The following is a 20,895-nucleotide window of genomic DNA, read 5'->3' on the forward strand; positions in this document are numbered from 1 at the left end:
TTACATTTAGGTTGCATGGTTCCGCAGGTAGCGCTTGTGCTGTGTTTGTAGTTAGCGCAGTGCAGATTTATCGAAATGCAGGTGCGGCAAGATAAATATTTGAGGTTGAAAATCTATTTGTAAGAATTATCATCGACTTAATAAAAAAGTAACAGTTTCTACAAACTGTAGAATCTCGATCTGAGCATGATTTGGGCGGACAAAAATGCAAAATCTCGGCAGGCTGGCTGAACTTGCAAGGGACAACACCCCGGCAGGCCGGCGTGCGCTCGTCGATGCGGTAACTGACATGTTTATGACTGCCGCCCCCGATCAGGTCGATCACATCAGCTTGCTCTTCGGCGATATCGTGCTCAAGGTGATTGGCAAGCTGGAGGAAGAAGCTCGCATGGCACTTGCTGTGCGTATCAGCGAGGCGGATGCTGCACCGCGAGACCTGATCATGTCGCTTGCTGCGGATCAGATCAATGTGGCAGCCCCCATTCTTGCCGGCTCGCCCGTTTTGACCACCGGTGATCTTGTCTCCATTGCCGAAACTGGCAGCATGGATCATCTGGGCGTCATCGCAGACCGGCGGCCGCTGAGCGAGGCGGTGACAACTGTCATCGTGAACCGGGGAAACACCGAAGTCCTGGCGACCGTCGCCAGCAACGAGCAGGCCCGGTTCACGGCTAACGCCTTTGATATGCTGCTGGAAAAGGCTCGCCATCATCCGATGATCCAGGAAGCGCTGATCGGCCGCGAGGATCTACCAGCTGAGGGCGCGCGCAATCTTGTTCCCTATCTCTCCGAAGAGCTGAAGAAGCGTATCCTGGATCTGGGGGAGACGGGACGCTGGTGCAGATCCTGGCGGAGCGTGCCGCACAGGAAGTGCAGGCTCAGGTGCGTGATCTGGGCAGTGCGCAGTCGCGTGCGAAGATGCTGATTGATGACGTCAAAGCCCGGCGGCGTCCGATTGATGATGCCGTGAACCAGTTTTCCAAGACGGACCGTCCGGTAGACCTTGCCCATCTGCTGGCAGAGGTGAGCGAGCTGCCCACCGCTATGGTTGCCCGGGTTTTCTTCAGTGCCGATGATGCGCCGTTGATCATTCTGTGCCGCGCCAATGGTGTGACGGACAATGCCTACAAGAACATCGTCAAGCTGCGGGCCCAGCGGTTGAAGATGAACGGGCAGGATATCAACGAAGCGTTTCTGCGCTATGGCCGTATGCAGAGGGCAGAGGCAATGCGCGCGCTCACCGTGATCCGGGAGCGCGCGAAGAAAGCCTCCTGAAGAGGGCGCGGCTTCAGGTCAGGCAGCAGCCCGGCGCAGGGCGGCCGTCATGGCAGCTGCGCCAATCAGCAGGGAGCCGCCGAGCCTGTTAAGCGCCTTCATGAGGGAAGGTTTGCGGATCTGCCTTCTGAGGGCGGAGGCGGCCACTGCATAGACGCCTGCATTCAAGGCTCCCAGCACAACGAAGGTCACTCCCATCAGCATCAGCTGCGGCGCCACAGGAGCGGCAGGGGCGATGAAGTGCGGCAGGAAGGCAATGAAGAAGGCGATGCCCTTCGGATTGAGGCTTGTCACCACATAGGTGTTCCAGAAGATCTTGCGGGGCTCAATGGCCGGGGCGGAGGCCTCTACCTGATCCGCAGCGGGAACGAATGGCGGCTGCCGCCACATCTTGATGCCAAGCCACAGCAAATAGAGTGCGCCAGCCCATTTCAGTGCCGTGAAGGCGGTGGCAGAGGCGGCAAGAACTGCGCCGAGGCCAAGCAGCGAGGCTGTGGCTGCAGTTGCATCCCCAGAGCTACGCCCAATACACAGGCCCCGGCCGATTTGCGGCCATGTGACAGCGCATAGCTGATTACCAGCAGGATGGTCGGCCCAGGAATGGCGAGCACAACGAGAGTGGCCGCCACATAGGCGATGTAGAGTTCCAGTGTCATTCCACAATCCTCGCGAAAAAGCCCGGTTCTTTGCCAACAGGTAAAGCGAGCCATGACGCAGAACATTTTGCAAGCTGGATTCTGGAGTTGGAGCTGACAGGCAGACAGAAAAGGAAGCCCGCAGTGCGGGCTCCCTCAGGAAAGTGGGCAGACGGTCGGCGTTACTGGCAAAAGCGCTGTTCGCCGCCATAGGTCGTGAAGGTGCCTGTGCGCGAGTTGAAGCTGCGGTAACGCGAGCTGCAGTACTCGTACCAAGCCGGGCTCCAGGGCAGATAGCCGGGAGAGGTGTCTGGGGCGCCATAGACCGGACCGGGAGCCGGAATAGGAGCCGGAGCCGGCGGGTAGTAGGCCGGGGGAGGCGTGGAGGCGCTGGCGCCGCCGCTCATGGTGCCCAGCAGAATGGCACCGGCGGCGAGGCCGATGACACCGGCAGCAATGGCGGCATCGGAGTTGTCCCGCTTGCCGCGGCGCTCTTCGTGACGGTCCCGGCGACGTTCGATCCGGTTCCGGTCTTCCCAGCCACTGTCGTAGCCCCGGTCGTAACCGCGCTCGAAGCCGCGGCCATGGCCCCAGCCGCCATGCCGCTCACCCCAGCCGCCCGCTTGCGCGCCGGTTGCCAGCGGCGCCAGCAGACTGGCCGAAAGGGCGGCAGTCAAAATGCGCTTGGTCAGGGTGTTCATCTTCCGTCTCCTTCGCGTGAGGGGGCTAATCCGTGCGGCCCGTTCCTCTGTGTTCCGATGGTGCCAATTTGCCATGGGGGTACTGAATGCACTCTGAGATGCCCGTTCATCTGCCGTTCATGTTGGCAACTGCCACGGCAGGGCCTTTGCCGGCCAGGCGGGGCTGTCTTTTGGCCTCCGCCCGGATAGAATGGCGGCGAGGGAGATTGCTGTTCGGAGAACTCTGGTGACTGAAGCCGGAAAGGAAAAAGCTCTTCTTCAAGAGGTGGATTGCGAGGTGCGCCGTCAGGCCCGCTCGCTGCTGCGCCTTGCGCGTCATGCTGCCCTCGGTGTTCTGGAAGTGGAGACAGGCCATCCGCTTGTCTCACGGGTGACACCCGTTGCCGCCATGGATGGAACGCCGATCGTACTGGCCTCAAAGCTCGCGGCTCACAAGCAGGCCATGCTGGCAGATGGCCGCTGCTCGCTGCTTGTGGGCGAGCCCGGCAAGGGCGATCCGTTGGCTCATCCGCGCATGACGGTGATGGCTGTCGCACAGGAAATTGAGCGCGGCTCGCCTGACCATGATGAGGCCCGCCGCCGTCATCTTGCCCGCCATCCCAAGGCTGAGCTTTACGTGGACTTTCCGGATATGAGCTTCTTCCGGCTGGAGGTGGTGCGCGCCAGCCTCAACGGCGGCTTCGGCAAGGCCTATGCGCTGAGTGCGGCAGATCTCGTGCTGCCTGCCGAAGTCTGTGAGCCGCTGTCCGGATGGGAGGCTGGTGCCGTTGCCCACATGAATGAAGACCACGCAGATGCGCTTGCCCTTTACGCGCAGGTTCTGTGCGGCCAGCCCAAAGCGAACTGGCGCCTGACGGCCCTTGATCCCGAGGGGCTCGATCTTGCTGCCGGTGATCTGGCCTGCCGGCTTTGGTTTGAAACACCGCTCACTGAGCCCAAGGCCCTGCGCGAAAAGCTGGTGGAGCTTGCCAGGGCAGCGAGAGCGAAAGCACCGGCCTGAGAGCTGACCGGGTGGCACTCAGGCCGCCCGGATATTCCGCAAGAATGTGTCGAGTTCGGCCTGCAGGGCGCCCGACTGTTCCGACAGCACACCTACCGTGGACAGCACCTGGCGTGCACCGGAGCTTGAGTCCATGGCGCTTTCGCGAACAGTCGAAATGCTGCGGGTAATTTCGTCGCTTCCCTGCGCAACTTCATGGACATTGCGTGCGATCTCGGATGTCACTGCATTCTGTTCTTCGATGGCCGAAGCGATTGCCGAAATCTGGCCATTGATCTGGCTGATGGCAGCAACCACAGCCTCAATGGCAGAGGAGGTGAGAGAGGCGCCGGATTGCATTTCGCCGACCTGCCGGCTGATGTCCTCGGTTGCTTGCCCAGTCTGGTTGGCAAGTGCCTTGACCTCTCCGGCCACGACGGCAAAGCCTTTGCCTGCTTCACCGGCCCGGGCGGCCTCGATAGTGGCGTTCAGAGCGAGAAGGTTGGTCTGTGATGCGATGTCGTTGATCAGCTTCACCACGTCGTCAATCTTGCGGGCAGAGGCAGCCAGAGTTCCCACTGTCTGGCTTGAGCTGCGGGCATTGTCGGTGGTGACACCTGCGGCAGTGAGAGCGGCAGTGACCTGACGGCTGATCTCGCCAATGGAAGCTGAAAGCTCTTCGGCGGCAGATGCGACGGTCTGCACGCCGCGGCTCGACTGTTCCGCCGCGGCCGCTACGGTGTTCGCCGTGGAGGAGGTGTCATTGGCGTTCCGTGCCATCATTTGCGCCGTTGCTTCCAGCTCCTTCACGGCAGTTGCAATGCTGTCGGAGACGCCCTTGACCGTGGATTCGAGACTGTCAGCAAGGCGAAGTGTCGCGTCGCGTTTTTCTTGCTCGATGCGTTCTTCCTCTTCCTTTGCCTGGGCCTGCAGGCGTTTGATCTCGATGGTCTTTTCACGGAAGGATTCAAACGCAATGGCGAGCTCTCCGATCTCGTCGCGGCTGCGCACGTTGATCTGAACCGTGGTGTCATCCTGTGCCAGACGATTGAGAGCGTGCACGACGCAACGCAGCGGGCGGCTGATGCCGAAGATGGCAATGACAAGGGCTATGCAGACACCTGCCACTATGGCGATCAGCGAGACAACCGTCATGACCGTCAATCCGTGAGCTTCGTGCTCCTTCGCCTGCAACGCGGCTTCCTCGGTGAACGCGTTAAGGTCTTCGGTAAGCGTTGTCAGCTCCCGGTTCAGTTCCTGCTGCTCACGTTCCAGCTTTTCTGCGGTCATAGAAGCTCCGGAAATGTCTCCGGAGTTGATGAGTGCAATGACTTCACGGATATGTTCGTCATAGGTCTGATGCTCGGCCTCAATGCGCTTCAACTGGGCCAGTACGGTTTCGTACTTGGCCTTATGGTCTGGCGTGGTCGCGAGCTTGATTCCTTGCTGTGCAATGCTTTCTGCGTGAAGAACTTCCTTCTGCACCTTGTCTGCAAGTATTGACAGGCTTTCTGAAAGGCCGCCGACAGTGCCGGTCGCTTCACTGGCTTTCAGATCTCCGGCCCTGAGCAGGCGCTCCAGCATAAGGGCCTGTTCCATCTGGTGCAGGGTGACATTCGTAACGTTGGCTGTCAGCGGAATGGTCTCATCGGCGATCTCCGTCAGCTCTCCTCCGATTTTTGCATCTGGAGAAGCCCTGCAACAGCGATAACCAGCATCATCGCGCTAAGAAAGCCGACGAGGCCTAGGATCTTTGCAGCGATCGAATGGAAACGGCTGACCAGTGAGCGCGAAGAATCCATCTACGTAGCCCTGTATTCGAAATGAGAAGTGTCTATTTTTTGGCCAAGGCCCGGTTGTGTTCCGGTCGCTTGGGTAGTTTCTCGTGCAAAGCCGATAGTTTGATGTCCGAATTAATAAACATATAAAATGAACTTAGCGGAGTGAGGTGTATTGCTGAAATAATTTTCGATATGGGTGGAATTGCATTGTCAAAAGTATCGCTGGGTAATCAATTATGCGGAGGTTCGGTATCTATTTCTGCTTCATGTTTCGTGAAAAATTTACCGTAAGGAAGCAGTTTGCGCTGCCCGCTGGCCGGAGCAAAACAAAAGCCGCCCTGTGTGGGGCGGCTTTCGCGATGGTTGGATCTGATGGCGAGCGTTACTCGGTGCCCTGAATGGCGGCGAGTAGCCATTCTCCCCATTCTGGCGGCGGAAGGTCCACAACTCGGTACTTTCCTGCGGCTCTTCCAGACTGCCCGACAGGACGCTGCCGGAGTTGCGGTCGAGGATGGCGTCCAGGGCCGAGAAGCGCATGGCGACCGTCGCGTAGTCGTCGCTGCCTTCGCTCCAAGCCTCGGAAAGATCACCCTGCAGCAGCTTGACGTCCGAAACGCTGTTGCGCTTGCCGGAGGAGGCGAGTTCGCCCAGTTCTTCCGCGAGGAAGGACATGGCCTCCGGCGTCGCCAGACGGCGCAGGGCAGCGTAGTCCTCGCGGCCATAGGCTTCCTGGACTTCGGTCAGCATCTGCTCGAAGCGGTCGAAATCGGCAGCTTCCAGTTCCAGAGGTGTATCCATGACTGGCGCCGAGGCTGGTGCCGCAGCAGACTGGTTTGCGTTGCCGCCGCCTGTGCCGCCAAAGCCGAACGAGCGCCCTGCATTTCCGCCCATGCCAGTTCCGCCCATGCCAGTGCGGAAGTCAGGGCGAGCGCCACCCGCCGCTGCCGGCTGCTGACGCCGCGCGGCCAGGAAACGCATCACGAGCATTGCGATACCGGCGATCAGGGCGACCTGCAGGATCAGGCCGAGGAATCCGGCAAAGCCGCCGAGACCACCACCAAACAGCATGCCGAAGAGGCCGCCCATGAGCAGGCCGCCGAGCAGCGCGCCGCCCATGCCGCCGAAAAGTCCGCGCGAAGGCTGGGCTGCCTGCTGCTGCCGTGCGGCTGCACCCGGTGCTGCCTGCTGGCCCTGTGCGGGCTGCGGCGTCATGGTGCGCTGCATCGGGGCGGCAGTGCCGGGGGCTGTGTTGGTCGGAGCGGGAGCGGAATAGGTGCGGCTGCCACGGCTGCCGAAGCCGCTGCTTCCGGCCCGGCGGGCTTCGGCAAACTCAACTGCGGCAAAAAGGGTCGCGATTCCAAGGACAAGGGCGGCTGTCGTCTTGCGCATCCGGCGGGCGGCAGCAGGCATCAAGGTTTCCTCCAATAGGGCCCATAACGGGCATAACCAGTCTGATATGGGGTCGAACCTTCTGCGTTACCAGAGTGATACAATGGCTGGTTACGTGTTTTTCCGCATGAAAAAGGGCGGAGCCGCAGCTTCGCCCTTCGTCCGTCTCATGCCGGAGCTTCAGTCCAGGCGGCCCCAGCCACCCGCTGTCGGAGTGATCATGGTCACCGCTTCGCCGGGCTCCAGGACGGTCTGATCACAGCCCTTCAGCACTTCGATCCGCCCGCCGAGACGGCGCACTTCCGTGCGGCCAAGCTGTCCGTTCTCGCCGCCTTCCATGCCCTTCGGGGCAATGGTACGGTGGGAGCCGAGAATGGCGAGATCCATCTTCTCCAGGAAGCGCAGCGTGCGGAGCGTGCCGCCGCCCGCAGACCATTTGCCCTTGCCGCCCGACCCCTTGCGGATGTGGAAGTCCTCCAGCAGCACGGGGAAGCGGAATTCCAGCACTTCCGGATCGGTGAGGCGGGAGTTGGTCATGTGCACATGCACCCCGTCCGTTCCATTGAAACCGGGACCAGCGGGAGAGCCGGAGCAGATGGTCTCGTAGTACTGGTAGGTGTTGTTGCCGAAGGTCAGGTTGTTCATGGAACCCTGACTGTTGGCCATTGCCCCCAGTGCCGCAAACAGCGCGTTGGTGACGTGCTGTGAGGTCTCTACGTTGCCTGCCACAACGGCTGCCGGATATTCCGGCTTCAGCATGCAGCCATCCGGCAGGATGATGCGGATGGGCCTGAGGCAGCCTGCATTCATCGGGATGTGCCCATCCACCATCACGCGGAAGCAGTAGAGCACGGCTGCGCGGGTCACTGGCTCCGGCGCGTTGAAGTTGTTGGCTGCGACCGGGCTGGTGCCGGTGAAGTCAACGGTTGCCTCGCGCTTGTCCTTGTCGACGGTGATCTTCACCTTGATCACCGAGCCTTGGTCTGTCGGGTAGTCGCAGGCGCTGTCCTTCAGCGCAGAGATCACCCGGCGGACGCTTTCCTCGGCATTGTCCTGCACATGGCCCATGTAGGCCTGCACCACATCGAGGCCGAAGTGGGTGACCATCTTGCGCAGTTCCTGAATGCCCTTCTCGTTGGCAGCGATCTGCGCCTTCAGGTCGGCGACGTTCTGGTGAACATTGCGCACCGGATAAGGATGGCTGGTCAGCAGCTCGATCAGCTCCGCCTCGCGGAACCGGCCCTGATCAACAAGCTTGAAGTTGTCGATGAGCACGCCTTCTTCGTCCACCGTGGTTGCAAGCGGGGTCATGGAGCCGGGGGCCGAACCGCCCACATCCGCATGGTGGCCGCGGCTGGCGGACCAGAACAGGATCTCCTTACCTGCATCGTCAAACACCGGTGAGACCACGGTGATATCCGGCAGGTGGGTACCGCCGTTATAGGGGGCGTTGAGAGCGAAGACATCGCCGGGGCGGATCTTGCCTTCGTTGAGCTTGATCACCGTTTCGACGGACCGGTCCATGGAACCCAGATGCACCGGCATGTGCGGTGCATTGGCCACCAGGGCGCCGTTGCGGTCAAACACGGCGCAGGAGAAGTCCAGCCGCTCCTTGATGTTCACCGAATAGGCGGTGTTCTGCAGCGTCAGGCCCATCTGTTCGGCGATGGACATGAAGAGGTTGTTGAACACCTCCAGCATCACCGGATCTGCATGGGTGCCGATGGCGGCAGAGCGTTCCAGCGGCACGACACGGCGCAGGATCACGTGGTCCTTGACGTTTATTTCTGCCTGCCAGCCCGGTTCCACGACGATTGTGGCATGCGGCTCGATCACGAGGGCAGGGCCGGGCACCTTCATGCCGGGTTTGAGGCCCGCACGCAGGTATACGTCCGCGTCATGCCACTGGCCGGACGCGTAGAAACGGGTGGTGCGGGCAGGTTCCGGCGTGCCTTCAGTCAGCGGATGATCCGCCTCGATGATGCCGGCGCCACCGCCGGAGCTTTCAACTTCGAGGGCTTCCACCACCACAGGCTTGTTTTCGTAGGCAAAACCGAACTGCTTGCGGTGCGCATCCTCGAAGGCTGCCATCATCTCTGCCGGGCTCGCCAGCAAGACGGGCAGGGGGTGTCGGTGCCCTCATAGCGCAGATGGGCGCGGGTCAGCGTCTCGCAGTCATCGCCTGTGACGCCTTGCGCCTTCAGTTCGGCTTCGGTCTGGGCGGCAAGCTCGGTGCGCAAGGTGTCGAGCGCGGGCATCAGCGCGTCTTCCAGCCGCTTGATCACCGCCTGCTGGCGGCTGGCGCGGATGTCGGCAAGACCCATGCCGTAAGCCGAGAGAATGCCGGAGAAGGGATGCAGGATCACCGTCTCCATGCCGAGGCTGTCTGCCACCATGCAGCCGGACTGGCCGCCCGCGCCGCCAAAGCAGGTGAGGGCATAGCCGGTCACATCATAGCCGCGCTGCACGGAGATCTTCTTGATGGCATTGGCCATGTTCTCGACGGCAATGCGCAGGAAGCCATCGGCCACTTCTTCCGGCTTGCGTCCGCCGCCGATCTTGTCCGCCAGTTCCGCAAAGGCCGTCTTCACGGCCTCTGCATCCAGCGCCTCGTCCCGGTTGGGGCCGAAGATCTTCGGGAAGAAATCCGGGATCAGCTTGCCGGTCATAACGTTGGCGTCGGTTACGGCCAGCGGGCCGCCGCGCCGGTAGCACTTCGGACCGGGGTTTGCGCCAGCCGAGTCCGGGCCCACTTGGAAGCGTCCGTCCTTATAGTGCAGGATCGAGCCGCCACCAGCGGCCACCGTGTGGATCATCATCATCGGCGCGCGCATGCGCACACCGGCCACTTCCGTCTCGAAGGCGCGCTCATAAGTGCCATCGAAATGGCAGACATCCGTAGACGTGCCGCCCATGTCGAAGCCGATGACCTTCTCAAAGCCCGCAAGCCGGGATGTCTCGACCGCGCCGACGACACCGCCCGCCGGGCCGGAGAGGATTGCATCCTTGCCTTGGAAGAGGTCTGCCGCTGTCAGGCCGCCGGAGGACTGCATGAACATTAGGCGCGGACCTTCGCCCAGCTCTTCCTGCACCTGCTGCACGTAGCGGCGCAGGATCGGGGAGAGATAGGCGTCCACCACCGTCGTATCGCCGCGCCCCACCAGCTTCATCAGCGGGGAGACCTCGTGGCTGACGGAGATCTGCGGGAAGCCCATCTCACGGGCGATGGCAGCAACGCGCTTCTCGTGGTCCGGATAGGCATAGGCGTGCATAAAGACGATGGCGACGGAGCGGATGCCATCGTTCCAGGCTGCTTTCAGCGCCGCGCGGGCTTCCGCCTCGTCCAGCGGCGTCTCCAGCGTGCCATCGGCGCGCAGGCGTTCGCTCACCTCGTGGACGCTCTCGTAGAGCAGTTCCGGCTTGATGATCTCCTTGGCGAAAATGTCCGGGCGGGCCTGATAGCCAATGGCCAGCGCGTCGCGGAAGCCCTTGGTGGTGATCAGGGCCGTGCGCTCGCCCTTGCGCTCCAGCAGGGCGTTGGTGGCGACCGTCGTGCCCATCTTCACCGTGGCGATGGCGCCGGAGGGGATCGCGTCCCCAGCATCAAGGCCCATCAGCTCACGGATGCCCTGCACGGCGGCATCGCGGTAGGCTTCCGGGTTTTCTGAGAGCACCTTATGCGCGCGGATTGTCCCATCGGGCGTACGTCCGACGATGTCGGTGAAGGTGCCGCCGCGATCAATCCAGAAATCCCACTGACCGTTCATTTTTTCATCCCTCTGGGTACGGTTCTTCCATGGCTGGACTTCAGGTTATGTTTTTGTCGATATTTTGTCGATAAATTATTTTTGTGTTCGGGCCGCCATACGTCCGTTTGCTCCGGTCCCTTGGCGCTGACGCATCGCGGCCCGAAGGCTCCCCTTAGTTCCCCATGTTCATGGGTAGCCAGGTGGCCAGATCCGGGAACACGATCAGCAGCATCACCATCACCACCATGATGCAGAACATCGGCAGGGCGGCCCGGGCGATATAGGACATCGGGTGGTTGGTCATGCCCTGTAAAACAAACAGGTTGAAGCCGATCGGCGGCGTGATCTGTGCCATTTCGACCACCACCACGATAAAGATGCCGAACCACAGCACGTCGATGCCTGCCTGACGGATCATCGGTTCCACCACGGCCATGGTCAGCACCACCGAGGAGATGCCATCGAGGAAGCAGCCGATGACGATGTAGAACACCAGAAGCGCCAGCAGCAGCTGGAACTTGGAGAGTTCCATGCCGCCAATCCATTCTGCCAGTGCGCGTGGCAGGCCGGTGAAACCCATTGAGAGGGAGAGGAATGCGGCGCCGGCCAGAATGAGCGCGACCATGGCAGAGGTGCGGGTGGCGCCCATCAGGCTCTCGCCGAAGGACTTCCAGGTCAGCGAACCCTGCGCAAGCGCCAGGAGCAGCGAACCGATGACGCCAAGGGCAGCGGCTTCCGTTGCCGTGGCAAGGCCTGCGTACATGGAGCCGATGACCACCACGATCAGCGCCATGACGGGCAGCAGGAAGCGTGAGTTCTTCAGCTTTTCAGCCAGGGACATCACAGGCTCGGGCTTGGGATTGTAGTCCTTCGAAACCTTCGAATAGACCGCAATGTAGCCCATGAAGAGAGCCGCCAGCACGAGGCCAGGAATGACGCCGGCCATGAACAGGCGGGTGATCGACTCATTCGTCGTCACGCCATAGACGATCAGCGTAAGGGACGGCGGGATCATCAGGCCGAGGGTAGCCGAGCCTGCCAGCGTGCCGATGATGGTCTTTTCCGGATATCCGCGCTTGCGCAGTTCCGGAATGGTCATCTTGCCGACGGTCGTCAGTGTCGCGGCCGAAGAGCCCGAAACGGCAGCAAAGACAGTGCAGCCAGCCACATTGGTATGCATCAGCCCGCCGGGCAGTCCGCCCATCCAGGGGGCAAGGCCGCGGAACATGTCCTGCGACAGGCGGGTGCGGTAGAGGATCTCACCCATCCAGATGAACAGCGGCAGGGCCGTCAGCGTCCAGGAGGAGGACGCGGCCCAGATCACGGTGATCATCGCGTCGCCAGCCGGGCGCGAAGTGAAGAGTTCCATGCCGACATAGGCGACGCCCAGCAGGGCAAGGCCAACCCAGACACCAGTGCCCAGCAGCAAGAACAGAACGAAGAGAAAGATGGCAATCGGTGCAATGGTTTCCATGGGGCTTACTCGGCGTGAGACTGTTCACCGGTACCGGATGCAATGCCGGTACGGCCGGTGACGAGCACCCGGAAGAAGCTTTCGGTGAGGGCGATGGCAAGGAGCGCTGCGCCTGCAGCCATGGCCGACTGTGGGATCCAGAGCGGCGTCTGATCCTGCCCCTGACTGATGTCATGCAGCTTGCGGGACCAGTAGACGGCCTTCACCGCATACCAGGTCAGATACCAGCCGAGGGAAGCGCCAATGGCAAGGCACCAGGCTTCGACCCAGCGCACGTGCCGTCCGGAGAGGTTCAACAGCAGTCCGACACGGATATGCGTGCCGCTTTTCAACGCATGGGCAAAGGCGAGAAAAGAAGCGGAGGCCATGGCGTAGCCTGCATAATTGGCAGCACCGGGGAAGGTAATGCCCAGCCAGCGGGCCGCCATCTGTGCAACGATGATCACGAGGATCATCACCAGGCTGACGGCCGCAAGCACGGCACCGGCCCGGTATAGGCCATCAAGGACGCGCAGCAGCACGTGTCCGGATCTTTCAAGCATCAGGTTCCCCTCTTCGCCATGGTGCCTGCCCCTCCATTTTTGGAGGGATTCTGCGTTCCAGCGCGTCGCAGCACCGGCCTATTTGCCCCTTCAGATACCATGCCGGAAACCTTGCGTGCGGGAACCTGCCAATCGCAAGACTTCGGGAATGGGCCTGTCCGTTATCCCCGGACAGGCGGGGGAATGGGCCTGCCCGGATATCTCCGGACAGGCCCGCTTCAAGGATTACTTGGCCTTGTAGGCGTCAATGACGGCCTTGCCCTTGTCGCCGGCGGCAGCCAGCCAGTCGCTGGTCATGGTTTCGCCCACGGCCTGCAGATCCGACTTCAGCTGATCGGAGGGCGGTGCCACCTTCACGCCGTTGGCAGCAAGGCCCTCCAGCGTCTTGGTGGTGTAGCCAATGGCCTTTTCGAGGCCTGCAGCTTCAGCCTTCTTGCCGCAATCGGTGAAAGCGGCCTTCTGGGCGTCGGTCAGAGCTGCGTAGCTGTCCTTGTTGACCAGGACGGCGTTGCGCGGCAGCCAGGCGTTTACTTCGTAGAAGTTGGTGACGCCGCTTTCCCAGAGCTTGCTGTCAAAGCCGGTGGCGCCGGAGGACATCATGGACTCGGTCACACCGGTAGCGAAGGCCTGCGGCACTTCGGCTGCCTCGATCTGCACGGCGGCCATGCCGGTCAGTTCTGCGATCTTTGATGTTGCGGCGTTATAGGCGCGGAACTTGGTGCCCTTCATGTCGGCACCCGAGTTCACTTCCTTCTTGAAATAGAGGCCCTGCGGCGGCCACGGCACAGTGTAGATCAGAACGAGGTTCTGCTCGTCCAGCGCTTCGGCGACGGCCGGGCCTGCTGCGTCCCACAGCTTGTCGCTCTCTTCAAAGGAGGTTGCGAGGAAGGGGATGCTGTCCACGCCGAACAGCGGGTTCTCGTTGGCATGGGCAGAAAGCAGGCGCTCGCCGATCGGCACCTGACCGGTCTGGACAGCACGCTTGATATCGGCGCCACCGAAGAGCGAACCATTCGGGTGGGCCACGATGTCGATTTCACCGCCAGTGGCTTCCTTCACGCAGGCAGCGAACTCGACGACATTTTCCGTATGATAGTTGCTTGCCGGATAGGCGAGCGGCATATCCCACTTCTCAGCCATGGCTGCCTGAGCAAGCGCTGCGCTGCAGACGCTGGCCAGAATCGTGGTCTTCATCATATGTCTCATCGTCAATTCCCCTCAGGTTCTGGCTCCGGTTTTATTTTCCGTGCCGGTTGGTTTTTATTCTGCCTCGCGCCATCGCCCTTCAGGCAAAGCGCGAGGGATTGAATGCGGAAAGATCAGCGTTTGTCTTCTGGCCTGTGAGCATGCCGGAAACGAAGCGGCCTGTCTTGGGGCCTGCCGTCAGGCCAATGTGATGATGTCCGAAAGCGGCGATCACGTCACGGCATCCAGGCACTTCGCCGATCAGCGGCAGGCTGTCGGAGGGGGCTGGGCGGTGGCCCATCCACCGGCTGGTCTCGCGCCAGGTCAGGCCGGGCATGGCTGCACGTGCCTGCCGCTCCAGCAGTGCGAACGGCGCTTCGCTGGGTCCTGCATCGAGCCCGCCGAACTCGACAATGCCCGCCAGCCGGATGCGGCCCTCCATTGGCGTGACCACAAACTTGCCCGCCGTCATCATGGTTGGAGCCGCAGGCATGGCGCTGGGCTCGATGAGTTCAATGTGATAGCCGCGTTCGCTTTCCAGCGGCACGGACAGGCCCAGCTTCGCCATCAGTGGCTTCGACCAGACGCCAGTGGCCAGAACTGCCTTGCTGCAGGCAATGAAGCCGCCGCTTGTCTCAAGGCCTTCCAGCCCGCCCGGCCCAATACGGAAGTCGTGGATCTCAGCCCTGCGGAACGCTCCGCCAAGGGAGAGGAGATGGCCGGCAAGGGCCTTAACATAGCGGCCTGGATCGGAGATCCGTCCGTGGTTCTTCAGGCGCACCGCAAAGCTGTTCTTCGGGCTGAACAGCGGATCATATTCCGTAAGGGCTGCGCCTTCGATCTCATCCCACTCGAAGCCGGCTTGCCTGCGTAGGTTCCAGCCGAAGCTGTCGCCCTCGAAGGCGGCACGGTCCGGATAGCGGAAGACATAGTCGGAAGGTACCAGCCAGCGTTCGGCCTCTGTGCCGCCAGCCAGCGCCTGATGCTGGGCAAGGCTGTCAGCATTGAGCAGCGCCAGACCACGCGAAATTGCCTCCACCCGGTCAGCCCGGCAGTTGGAAAGATATCGGGTGAGGAAAGGCAGGAGCTTCGGGAGGTAGGACCAGCGCAGGAAGAGGGGACTGTCCGGGTCCATCAGCATTCCTGGCGCCTTGCGCATAAGGCCCGGCACCGTCACCGGCACGATAGCGCAGGCGGCAAGCACGCCGCCGTTGCCGAAGGAGGTCGCCTCGCCGGGCTCCTGCCGGTCGATCAGGATGACATTGGCACCTGAGCGGGCCAGCCAAATGGCTGTCGATACTCCGGCAATGCCGGCGCCGATGACGGCAATTGGGCCGGAAGCACTCATGCCGCAAGGGCCCCAGAGGGCCTGCTTGATCTTCCTGTCATGCCTCGAAGCCTCCCAACTCACAAAACCAAACCGGGACGTTAATTGACGCCTACAAAATGTCAATAAATCATGGCCGTTTAGGCGGGTGCTGTCCTGACGAATTTGCGTGCATAATATCTGCAGTGAATGCGCCGGAATGCAGGGTCTTTTCATGCTGGTGCATTATTCGGGACGGCAAAATGCCCCTTAAAACAGCAGGTGCGTATTGGATCTGCGCGAGCGACCGACTTTGGGCCTGTTGCTGGGGGGCGTATCTGTCAGGTAGTTTGCAGCTACGATTGATTTGGGATTTCGCACCGGGGAGATGTGCTGGACCAATGACAGAAAAAGAAGAACCGCAGGAACTGGCTCCTATTGGTCCGGTCGTATCCGCCGCGCATCTTGCTTCTGGCGCAATGCCGTCGCTGTCGGAGGTGGAGTTCGGCGTGACGATGATGATCAACGCCTACTACCGCTGGATGGTCCGCTGCATGGCGGCTGCCGGTGTCCCGGGCATGAGCCCGCTGGATGTGCAGGTGCTGCACTCGATCAATCACCGGGGGAGGGCGAAGACGCTGGCCGATCTCTGCCTCGTGCTGAACATTGAGGATACCTATACGGTGTCCTATGCGCTGAAGAAGCTTGAGGCCGCCAAGCTGATCGTTTCAGGACGCCGGGGCAAGGAGAAGACGGTTGCCATCACGCCAAAAGGCGAGAAGGCCTGCCTCGAATACCGCCGCCTGCGCGAGGCGCTGCTGGTGCAGCCGGTGAAAGCCATCGGTTTTGACGAGAAGGAACTGTCGCGCCTTGCGGCTATCCTGCGCTCTGTCTCCGGTTCCTACGATCAGGCGGCACGGGCAGCTGCGGCCATGTAGTGAATGCAGCCACGGCCGGCCGGGGATTTTGGTCTCCGGCCGGCCGCCTGTTTTTCAAGCTGACTGATTACAGCGAAGCGATGATCTGCTTCACCTGTCCGCAATACTGGCGGCTGCGGGCATTCATCCGGGTGGCAAAGTGACCGGCGTTGTAGCGAAGGATCGTGCCGCAGGTGTCACCACCAGCACGGGCCTGGGCACCGGCCAGATAGCGCATCCCCCATTCAAGGTTGGTTGCAGGATCATAGAGCGCCGACGTCTTGCCGCGGAAGCCGAGACCACGTGCGGTGGCGGGCTTGATCTGCATGAGGCCGATTTCCCCATGGCGGCCCCTGGCGCGGGCGTTGTAGTTGCTTTCCACCCGGATGACGGCATGAGCCAGTTCCAGCGGTACGCCATGGCGCTTGGCGGCGGCTTCGATCAGATGATCGTAGGAGCTGTGACCGGCGGCAGTGCCGTCATCATCTGCCTTGCTTGCGGTGTCCGTCTTGGTACTTTTTCTGGCGCTTTCCGTTCCTGTGCTGTCTGCCTTCGTCCGCGTCACGATCAGGCCGCCCGGTGTTTCGTCACTGACGGGCCGCAGGGCTGGCATCAGCCGCCCGCCCACATTGACCAGCACCTCGCGCATCTCGGGCTTCACATCTTCGGAGGCTGTCTCCTGACTTGAACGGCTTTTGGCATGGCTTTCGCCGGACATCATGGTCAGGGTAAGCGCGACAGAGAAAAGGCAATAGAGTGCCCGGCGCAGGGAGGTGCGCGTCTGGGTCATGTGATGTGGCTCCGTGAATGTCTTCCGGGGCTGCCCGCGGCTAAGGTCAATGCGGCTTGCCGCGGTTCGATGGGGGAGAAATGACCGCCAGCTTGGGCCAAAATCGGCCCGCTACCATCACGAAATGTTACGGAAATTAAGGGTAGCTCGTTAAATATTTAAGCGTTTTATAGGTAAATCACGCAGATCTTGGCGAAACCGGGGCGCTTGTTTGGTGAGAAGCGTTCAGCCATCAAAGCGCCCGTCTTTATCTCTGGATTTGCCCCGGATGTTGCCATGCACAATGGCGTTCCCCGCCTGTTGGCGCCGCCTCGCTCCGGCCAAGTCATTCCCGCGCCAATGCGGCATTACAGTTCGGGCAGGGCCGTCAGCAGCTTGTGCAGCGTGGCGATGGTCGAAGCGTCGGCAATGCCATCCACCCGTTCGGGGCGGAAATGGCGCTGGAACGCGGTGACGGCGGCCTTCGTGCGGGCATCGAACTCACCTTGCACCGGCACGTCATAGCCATAGATCGCCAGCATCGACTGCAGCGCCTCGATCGGCTGACCGCTTTCTCCCTCCTGGAAGAACCGGCCGCTGGTCACGGGGACCGGCTCTACATGATGGGCAACGCCGCCAGCGGCCAGAATGTTCCATGGAAACAGCTCGCCCGGATCTTCCTTGCGGGTGGGGGCGACATCGGAATGCGCGAGCACGCGCCAGGGCTTCATCTGGTGGCGCAGCATGATGTCCTGACACAGGTGCAGAACCGCTTCGATCTGTGCTTCGGGGAAGGGACGGTAGCCCCACTCGTGGCCGGGATTGACAATCTCAATGCCGATGGAGCGGGAGTTGATGTCCGTTTCCCCTTTCCAGAACGACTTGCCGGCATGCCAGGCACGCCGGGCTTCCGGAACGCATTGCAGGATCCGGCCATCCTCATGGACGAAATAATGGGTGGAGACCTCCGCCCGTGTGTCGCACAGGCGCTGCAAGGCTTCATCAGCCGTCTTCATGCCCGTGTAATGAAGGACGATCATGTCGATGGGCGCATCCTCGCGCCGCTCGTTGTGATTGGGGGAGGGGTGCACTCTTGCGGTCACGCCGCAGTCAGGCTTCACACTCACAGGCCACGCTCCGAACTGATCTTGGCATAGGCCGCATTGAGGGCGGCCATACGGTCATTGGCTATACGGACGAATTCCTGGGGCACACCGCGGGCAATCAGCACGTCGGGGTGCGTTTCCCGAACCTCGCGGCGGTAATGCGCCTTCACGTCCTCATTTGATGCATCCGGCTGGATGCCCAGAACCGCATAGGGGTCGTTGCGGTCACGCACATGGCGGGCAACCACCTTGTTGAACTCCCGCTCATCGAGACCGAAGATCCGCGCCACCTCGCGCAGGAACTCAAGCTCCTGCGTGTGGATCAGCCCGTCGGCCTTGGCGATGAAGAACAGGCCGTCGAGAATGTCGAAGAGGGTCTTGCGGTCATAGGGAAAGAGGTCCGCCAGTTTCTTGGCATAGGTATCGAAGCCGACAATGTCCTGTTTGGCGAGATCAAACAGGCGTGCGACATTGCGCTCTTCGCCTTCAGGGACCTCGAACAGGTTGCGGAAAGCGAGGACTTCGTCAGTCGTTACCACGCCGTCTGCCTTGGCCATCTTCGCAGACAGGGCAATCATGGCGACGGTGAAACCCACCGTGCATGTCCCTTCCGGCCGGGCAAGGACGAGCTGCACCAGCCGGTCGATCAGCTGGGCGCTGCCTGAACCAATGGCCGAGCCGATAGCTGTGACGATGGCGCCAATGCTGGACCAGATGTTCACCGCGTCAGGCTCCGGTATCGGGGTGTCCGTCTGGCCGAAGACGGGCACCGCTGCTTCTTCGCCACCCGAGTACAGGCACCGGGACCAGGGGCGCAAGCCCTAGCGGGGCAGACCTCCCAAAATAACGCAAGGGCAGAATTCCATTCACCTGAGCTAAACCATCATCCGCGTATGGTGCTCCCGGGACATTGGTAAACAGGGTAGTCCAGACAGCTATGAAAAGCACGATCAGCCGCCAGAAATTGATGGCCGCAGCCGCTATGCTTGCTGTCGTGTTTGCGCTGTCCCTGGGGATCTTTGCCAGCAACCGGTTGCTGTCCAGCTGGCTGGTCGGAGATGCCTTGGAAGGCTCCCTGCGCAATTGGACCGAATCAGATCTGCGTCTGGATACGCGGCAGGGGCGTGAGCCGGAAGATCTTTCCAGCGCCATTCTGCGTCTGCGCAGCTTCAGCCAGAGTTTCGTGCCGCAAATTGCAGGCGTTGACAACGGCTCCCTGCACATCTTCGAACTGACCCGTTTTGCCGATGCGGTGACAGCGGATCTGGGCTCTTCAGCCATGCGTGCCCACGCAAGGGTGCCACTGCAGGATGAGACCGGGAGCATCCTGCCCAAGGAGATGCCGGAAGCCATCATTGAGGCAGGTGTTGGCAGCAGTGCCATCCGTCATGCTTTGGTGCTGGCCCAGACAAGCGGCGAGCCGCGTGTCACGGTGTTCTACACCTGGTGGGGGCAGCCCGGGATGCGGCGCTTGTCACGGTTCCGGTTGCAGATGGAAGTACTGTCATTGCCGCAGATCTTCTGGTGCTTGATATTGCCCCCGTGGTTTCCGGGGCGAACCGGACTGTGCTTCTGGCAACTGTGCTGCTTGCGCTTCTCACGGTGAGCTCTGCCGGTGCGGCTGCCCTCCTGCTCTGGTTCCGCTACCGGGATGTGGTGCGAATCAGCCGTAACATGGAGTTTCTCGCCCACCACGATCCGCTGACGTCGTTGCCGAACCGTGCGCTGTTCAGCGCCAAGCTGACGGAAGCTCTGCGCGTGACCCACGCCAAGGCCAGCAACATGGCTGTGATCCTGATCGATGTGGACAAGTTCAAGTCGGTCAATGACACCCATGGCCACGGCACGGGCGATATTTTCCTGCAGGTGATTGCCGACCGGCTGCGGGCTGTCTTCGGTGAGCATCTGGTTGCGCGCCTGTCGGGAGACGAGTTCGCGGTGATGGTGACATCCATTTCCGATGTGGCGCGGATTACGAAACTCGCCAGTGACATGATTGCGGCCACCAAGCCGCCCTGCGTCATTGATGGTGTCGAGTTGCAGATTTCCCTGTCCATGGGCATCGCGCGGGCGAATGACGGCAACTGGCGCTCCTCGCGCTTGCTGCATTGTGCCGATCTGGCTTTGTACCGGGCCAAGCACTCCGGCCGCTCCACCTTCTTCTGGTATCAGCCGGAAATGGACGCGGAAGCGCAGCGCCGCAAGGAAGTGGAGGCCGGACTGATCAAGGCGCTGAAATACGATCAGTTCGACCTTCTCTACCAGCCGCAGTTCTCGCTGCATGACAACACGCTGAAGGGCTACGAAGCTCTGATCCGCTGGGAGCATCCGACCAAGGGCACTATCGCGCCGGATGTGTTCATCTCGGTGGCCGAAGACACTGGCCTCATTGAGGACATCGGCGACTGGGTGCTGCGCCGTGCCTGCCGTGAGGCCGCAGAGTGGCATGACAAGACTTTGCGCGTTGCCGTCAACTTCTCTCCGGCCCAGTTCAAGGCTGGTGAAACGCAGCGCAAGGTGGCCAGGGCACTTGAGGAATCCGGCCTTGATCCGAAGCGGCTTGAGATCGAGATTACGGAAAGCCTGCTGATTGCAGACACGGATGCGGTGGTTGAGACGCTGGAAGCCATCAGTGCCATGGGCGTAACCATCGCCATGGATGATTTCGGCACTGGCTATTCTTCTTTGAGCTATTTGAACCGCTTCCCGTTTAACAAGATCAAGATCGACCGCAGCTTCATCAAGAACCTCGGCAAGGATGCAGGCACCGACGCAGTTGTCACGTCGATCATTGGTCTTGGCCGTTCGCTCGATGTGCTGATCACCGCAGAGGGCGTCGAGAACCAGGATCAGGTGGTACTGCTGCGCGCAGCCGGCTGCGATCTGGTGCAGGGCTATCTCTTCGGCCGCCCCGGTGCAGTAAAAGGCCCGGAAGTGATCGACGAGCGCACCCTTCCGGAAGAGGCCGCTGCCGGAGAGTCTGCAGGGCAGATGGCCTGAGAGCGGCCTCTGTCCTCTGAAAGCTCCATGTTGTGGCACAAGTCACAGGTCAGCTTTGCACATGAGACTAGGTAATTTGATCAGCCT

General features: G+C 61.2%; 15 protein-coding genes and 3 pseudogenes. 6 read left to right on the forward strand and 12 right to left on the reverse strand.

What is annotated here, in order from left to right; all coding sequences use genetic code 11:
• The first annotated feature begins 205 nt into the window (after nucleotides 1-205).
• Nucleotides 206-925, forward strand: a complete 720-nt coding sequence (locus tag ACQB61_RS04445) for a DUF2336 domain-containing protein (RefSeq protein WP_430511659.1) — start codon at nucleotides 206-208, stop codon at nucleotides 923-925.
• Entirely contained in the window at nucleotides 883-1,275 is a 393-nt protein-coding gene (locus ACQB61_RS04450; protein WP_430511660.1) for a DUF2336 domain-containing protein, read from the forward strand. Before ACQB61_RS04445 ends, ACQB61_RS04450 begins: the two co-directional genes overlap by 43 nt.
• Nucleotides 1,276-1,293: 18 nt before the next feature.
• Here ACQB61_RS04450 and ACQB61_RS04455 read toward each other — a convergent pair.
• Together ACQB61_RS04455 and ACQB61_RS04460 are read right to left on the reverse strand one after the other, a co-directional pair.
• Nucleotides 1,294-1,931 (reverse strand): annotated as a pseudogene (locus tag ACQB61_RS04455) (LysE family translocator).
• 161 nt (nucleotides 1,932-2,092) lie between these two features.
• The gene (locus ACQB61_RS04460; protein ID WP_430511661.1) at nucleotides 2,093-2,611 is read right to left on the reverse strand and encodes a BA14K family protein; all 519 of its coding nucleotides are present in this window, start codon (nucleotides 2,609-2,611) and stop codon (nucleotides 2,093-2,095) included.
• Between the two features lie 226 nt (nucleotides 2,612-2,837).
• On the opposite strand from ACQB61_RS04460, the gene ACQB61_RS04465 reads away from it, so the two are divergent.
• Nucleotides 2,838-3,611, forward strand: a complete 774-nt coding sequence (locus ACQB61_RS04465) for a HugZ family protein (RefSeq protein ID WP_430511662.1) — start codon at nucleotides 2,838-2,840, stop codon at nucleotides 3,609-3,611.
• Nucleotides 3,612-3,629: 18 nt separating this feature from the next.
• Here the strand turns inward: ACQB61_RS04465 and ACQB61_RS04470 are convergent, their stop codons facing one another.
• The 7 genes and pseudogenes from ACQB61_RS04470 to ACQB61_RS04500 form a co-directional block, all read right to left on the reverse strand.
• A complete protein-coding gene (locus ACQB61_RS04470) occupies nucleotides 3,630-5,189 on the reverse strand; it encodes a methyl-accepting chemotaxis protein (protein WP_430511663.1) in 1,560 nt (519 codons plus the stop codon).
• Nucleotides 5,190-5,753: 564 nt separating this feature from the next.
• A pseudogene (locus ACQB61_RS04475) lies at nucleotides 5,754-6,781 on the reverse strand (TIM44-like domain-containing protein).
• A 159-nt stretch (nucleotides 6,782-6,940) separates the two neighbouring features.
• Nucleotides 6,941-10,527: pseudogene (locus ACQB61_RS04480) on the reverse strand (hydantoinase B/oxoprolinase family protein).
• 154 nt (nucleotides 10,528-10,681) lie between these two features.
• On the reverse strand, nucleotides 10,682-11,983 hold the full coding sequence (locus ACQB61_RS04485; protein WP_430511664.1) for a TRAP transporter large permease: 1,302 nt from the start codon (nucleotides 11,981-11,983) through the stop codon (nucleotides 10,682-10,684).
• A 5-nt stretch (nucleotides 11,984-11,988) separates the two neighbouring features.
• Entirely contained in the window at nucleotides 11,989-12,525 is a 537-nt protein-coding gene (locus tag ACQB61_RS04490) for a TRAP transporter small permease (RefSeq protein ID WP_430511665.1), read from the reverse strand.
• A 225-nt stretch (nucleotides 12,526-12,750) separates the two neighbouring features.
• The gene (locus ACQB61_RS04495; RefSeq protein ID WP_430511666.1) at nucleotides 12,751-13,731 is read right to left on the reverse strand and encodes a TRAP transporter substrate-binding protein; all 981 of its coding nucleotides are present in this window, start codon (nucleotides 13,729-13,731) and stop codon (nucleotides 12,751-12,753) included.
• A gap of 79 nt (nucleotides 13,732-13,810) precedes the next feature.
• On the reverse strand, nucleotides 13,811-15,058 hold the full coding sequence (locus ACQB61_RS04500) for an NAD(P)/FAD-dependent oxidoreductase (RefSeq protein ID WP_430511667.1): 1,248 nt from the start codon (nucleotides 15,056-15,058) through the stop codon (nucleotides 13,811-13,813).
• A 359-nt stretch (nucleotides 15,059-15,417) separates the two neighbouring features.
• Here ACQB61_RS04500 and ACQB61_RS04505 point away from each other — a divergent pair, with 359 nt between their 5' ends.
• Nucleotides 15,418-15,954, forward strand: a complete 537-nt coding sequence (locus tag ACQB61_RS04505; protein ID WP_430511668.1) for a winged helix DNA-binding protein — start codon at nucleotides 15,418-15,420, stop codon at nucleotides 15,952-15,954.
• Between the two features lie 67 nt (nucleotides 15,955-16,021).
• On the opposite strand, the gene ACQB61_RS04510 is transcribed toward ACQB61_RS04505, so the two are convergent.
• The 3 genes from ACQB61_RS04510 to ACQB61_RS04520 form a co-directional block, all read right to left on the reverse strand.
• The gene (locus ACQB61_RS04510) at nucleotides 16,022-16,546 is read right to left on the reverse strand and encodes a lytic transglycosylase domain-containing protein (RefSeq protein ID WP_430514290.1); all 525 of its coding nucleotides are present in this window, start codon (nucleotides 16,544-16,546) and stop codon (nucleotides 16,022-16,024) included.
• Nucleotides 16,547-17,070: 524 nt separating this feature from the next.
• Nucleotides 17,071-17,829 (reverse strand): N-acetylmuramoyl-L-alanine amidase, encoded by a 759-nt coding sequence (locus ACQB61_RS04515; protein WP_430511669.1) that lies wholly within the window; start codon nucleotides 17,827-17,829, stop codon nucleotides 17,071-17,073.
• Nucleotides 17,826-18,578 carry a TerB family tellurite resistance protein gene (locus tag ACQB61_RS04520; RefSeq protein ID WP_430511670.1) on the reverse strand — a complete coding sequence of 251 codons (753 nt, stop codon included), beginning with the start codon at nucleotides 18,576-18,578 and terminating at the stop codon, nucleotides 17,826-17,828. The genes ACQB61_RS04515 and ACQB61_RS04520 overlap by 4 nt, the downstream gene beginning before the upstream one ends.
• 167 nt (nucleotides 18,579-18,745) lie before the next feature.
• On the opposite strand from ACQB61_RS04520, the gene ACQB61_RS04525 reads away from it, so the two are divergent.
• Nucleotides 18,746-19,414 (forward strand): hypothetical protein, encoded by a 669-nt coding sequence (locus ACQB61_RS04525; RefSeq protein ID WP_430511671.1) that lies wholly within the window; start codon nucleotides 18,746-18,748, stop codon nucleotides 19,412-19,414.
• Nucleotides 19,333-20,808, forward strand: a complete 1,476-nt coding sequence (locus ACQB61_RS04530) for a putative bifunctional diguanylate cyclase/phosphodiesterase (RefSeq protein ID WP_430511672.1) — start codon at nucleotides 19,333-19,335, stop codon at nucleotides 20,806-20,808. Before ACQB61_RS04525 ends, ACQB61_RS04530 begins: the two co-directional genes overlap by 82 nt.
• Nucleotides 20,809-20,895 lie beyond the last annotated feature (87 nt).

Source organism: Pannonibacter phragmitetus, assembly GCF_050510895.1.
Taxonomy (GTDB): domain Bacteria; phylum Pseudomonadota; class Alphaproteobacteria; order Rhizobiales; family Stappiaceae; genus Pannonibacter; species Pannonibacter phragmitetus_B.

Excerpts from the sequence above, each read along its gene's own strand:
- ACQB61_RS04490 (WP_430511665.1), bottom strand. The coding sequence starts at position 12,525 with ATGCTTGAAAGATCCGGACACGTGCTGCTGCGCGTCCTTGATGGCCTA.
- ACQB61_RS04470 (WP_430511663.1), bottom strand. The coding sequence starts at position 5,189 with ATGGAACAGGCCCTTATGCTGGAGCGCCTGCTCAGGGCCGGAGATCTG.
- ACQB61_RS04500 (WP_430511667.1), bottom strand. The coding sequence starts at position 15,058 with ATGAGTGCTTCCGGCCCAATTGCCGTCATCGGCGCCGGCATTGCCGGA.
- ACQB61_RS04525 (WP_430511671.1), top strand. The coding sequence starts at position 18,746 with ATGAAAAGCACGATCAGCCGCCAGAAATTGATGGCCGCAGCCGCTATG.
- ACQB61_RS04485 (WP_430511664.1), bottom strand. The coding sequence starts at position 11,983 with ATGGAAACCATTGCACCGATTGCCATCTTTCTCTTCGTTCTGTTCTTG.
- ACQB61_RS04460 (WP_430511661.1), bottom strand. The coding sequence starts at position 2,611 with ATGAACACCCTGACCAAGCGCATTTTGACTGCCGCCCTTTCGGCCAGT.
- ACQB61_RS04510 (WP_430514290.1), bottom strand. The coding sequence starts at position 16,546 with ATGCCAGCCCTGCGGCCCGTCAGTGACGAAACACCGGGCGGCCTGATC.
- ACQB61_RS04445 (WP_430511659.1), top strand. The coding sequence starts at position 206 with ATGCAAAATCTCGGCAGGCTGGCTGAACTTGCAAGGGACAACACCCCG.
- ACQB61_RS04495 (WP_430511666.1), bottom strand. The coding sequence starts at position 13,731 with ATGAGACATATGATGAAGACCACGATTCTGGCCAGCGTCTGCAGCGCA.
- ACQB61_RS04505 (WP_430511668.1), top strand. The coding sequence starts at position 15,418 with ATGACAGAAAAAGAAGAACCGCAGGAACTGGCTCCTATTGGTCCGGTC.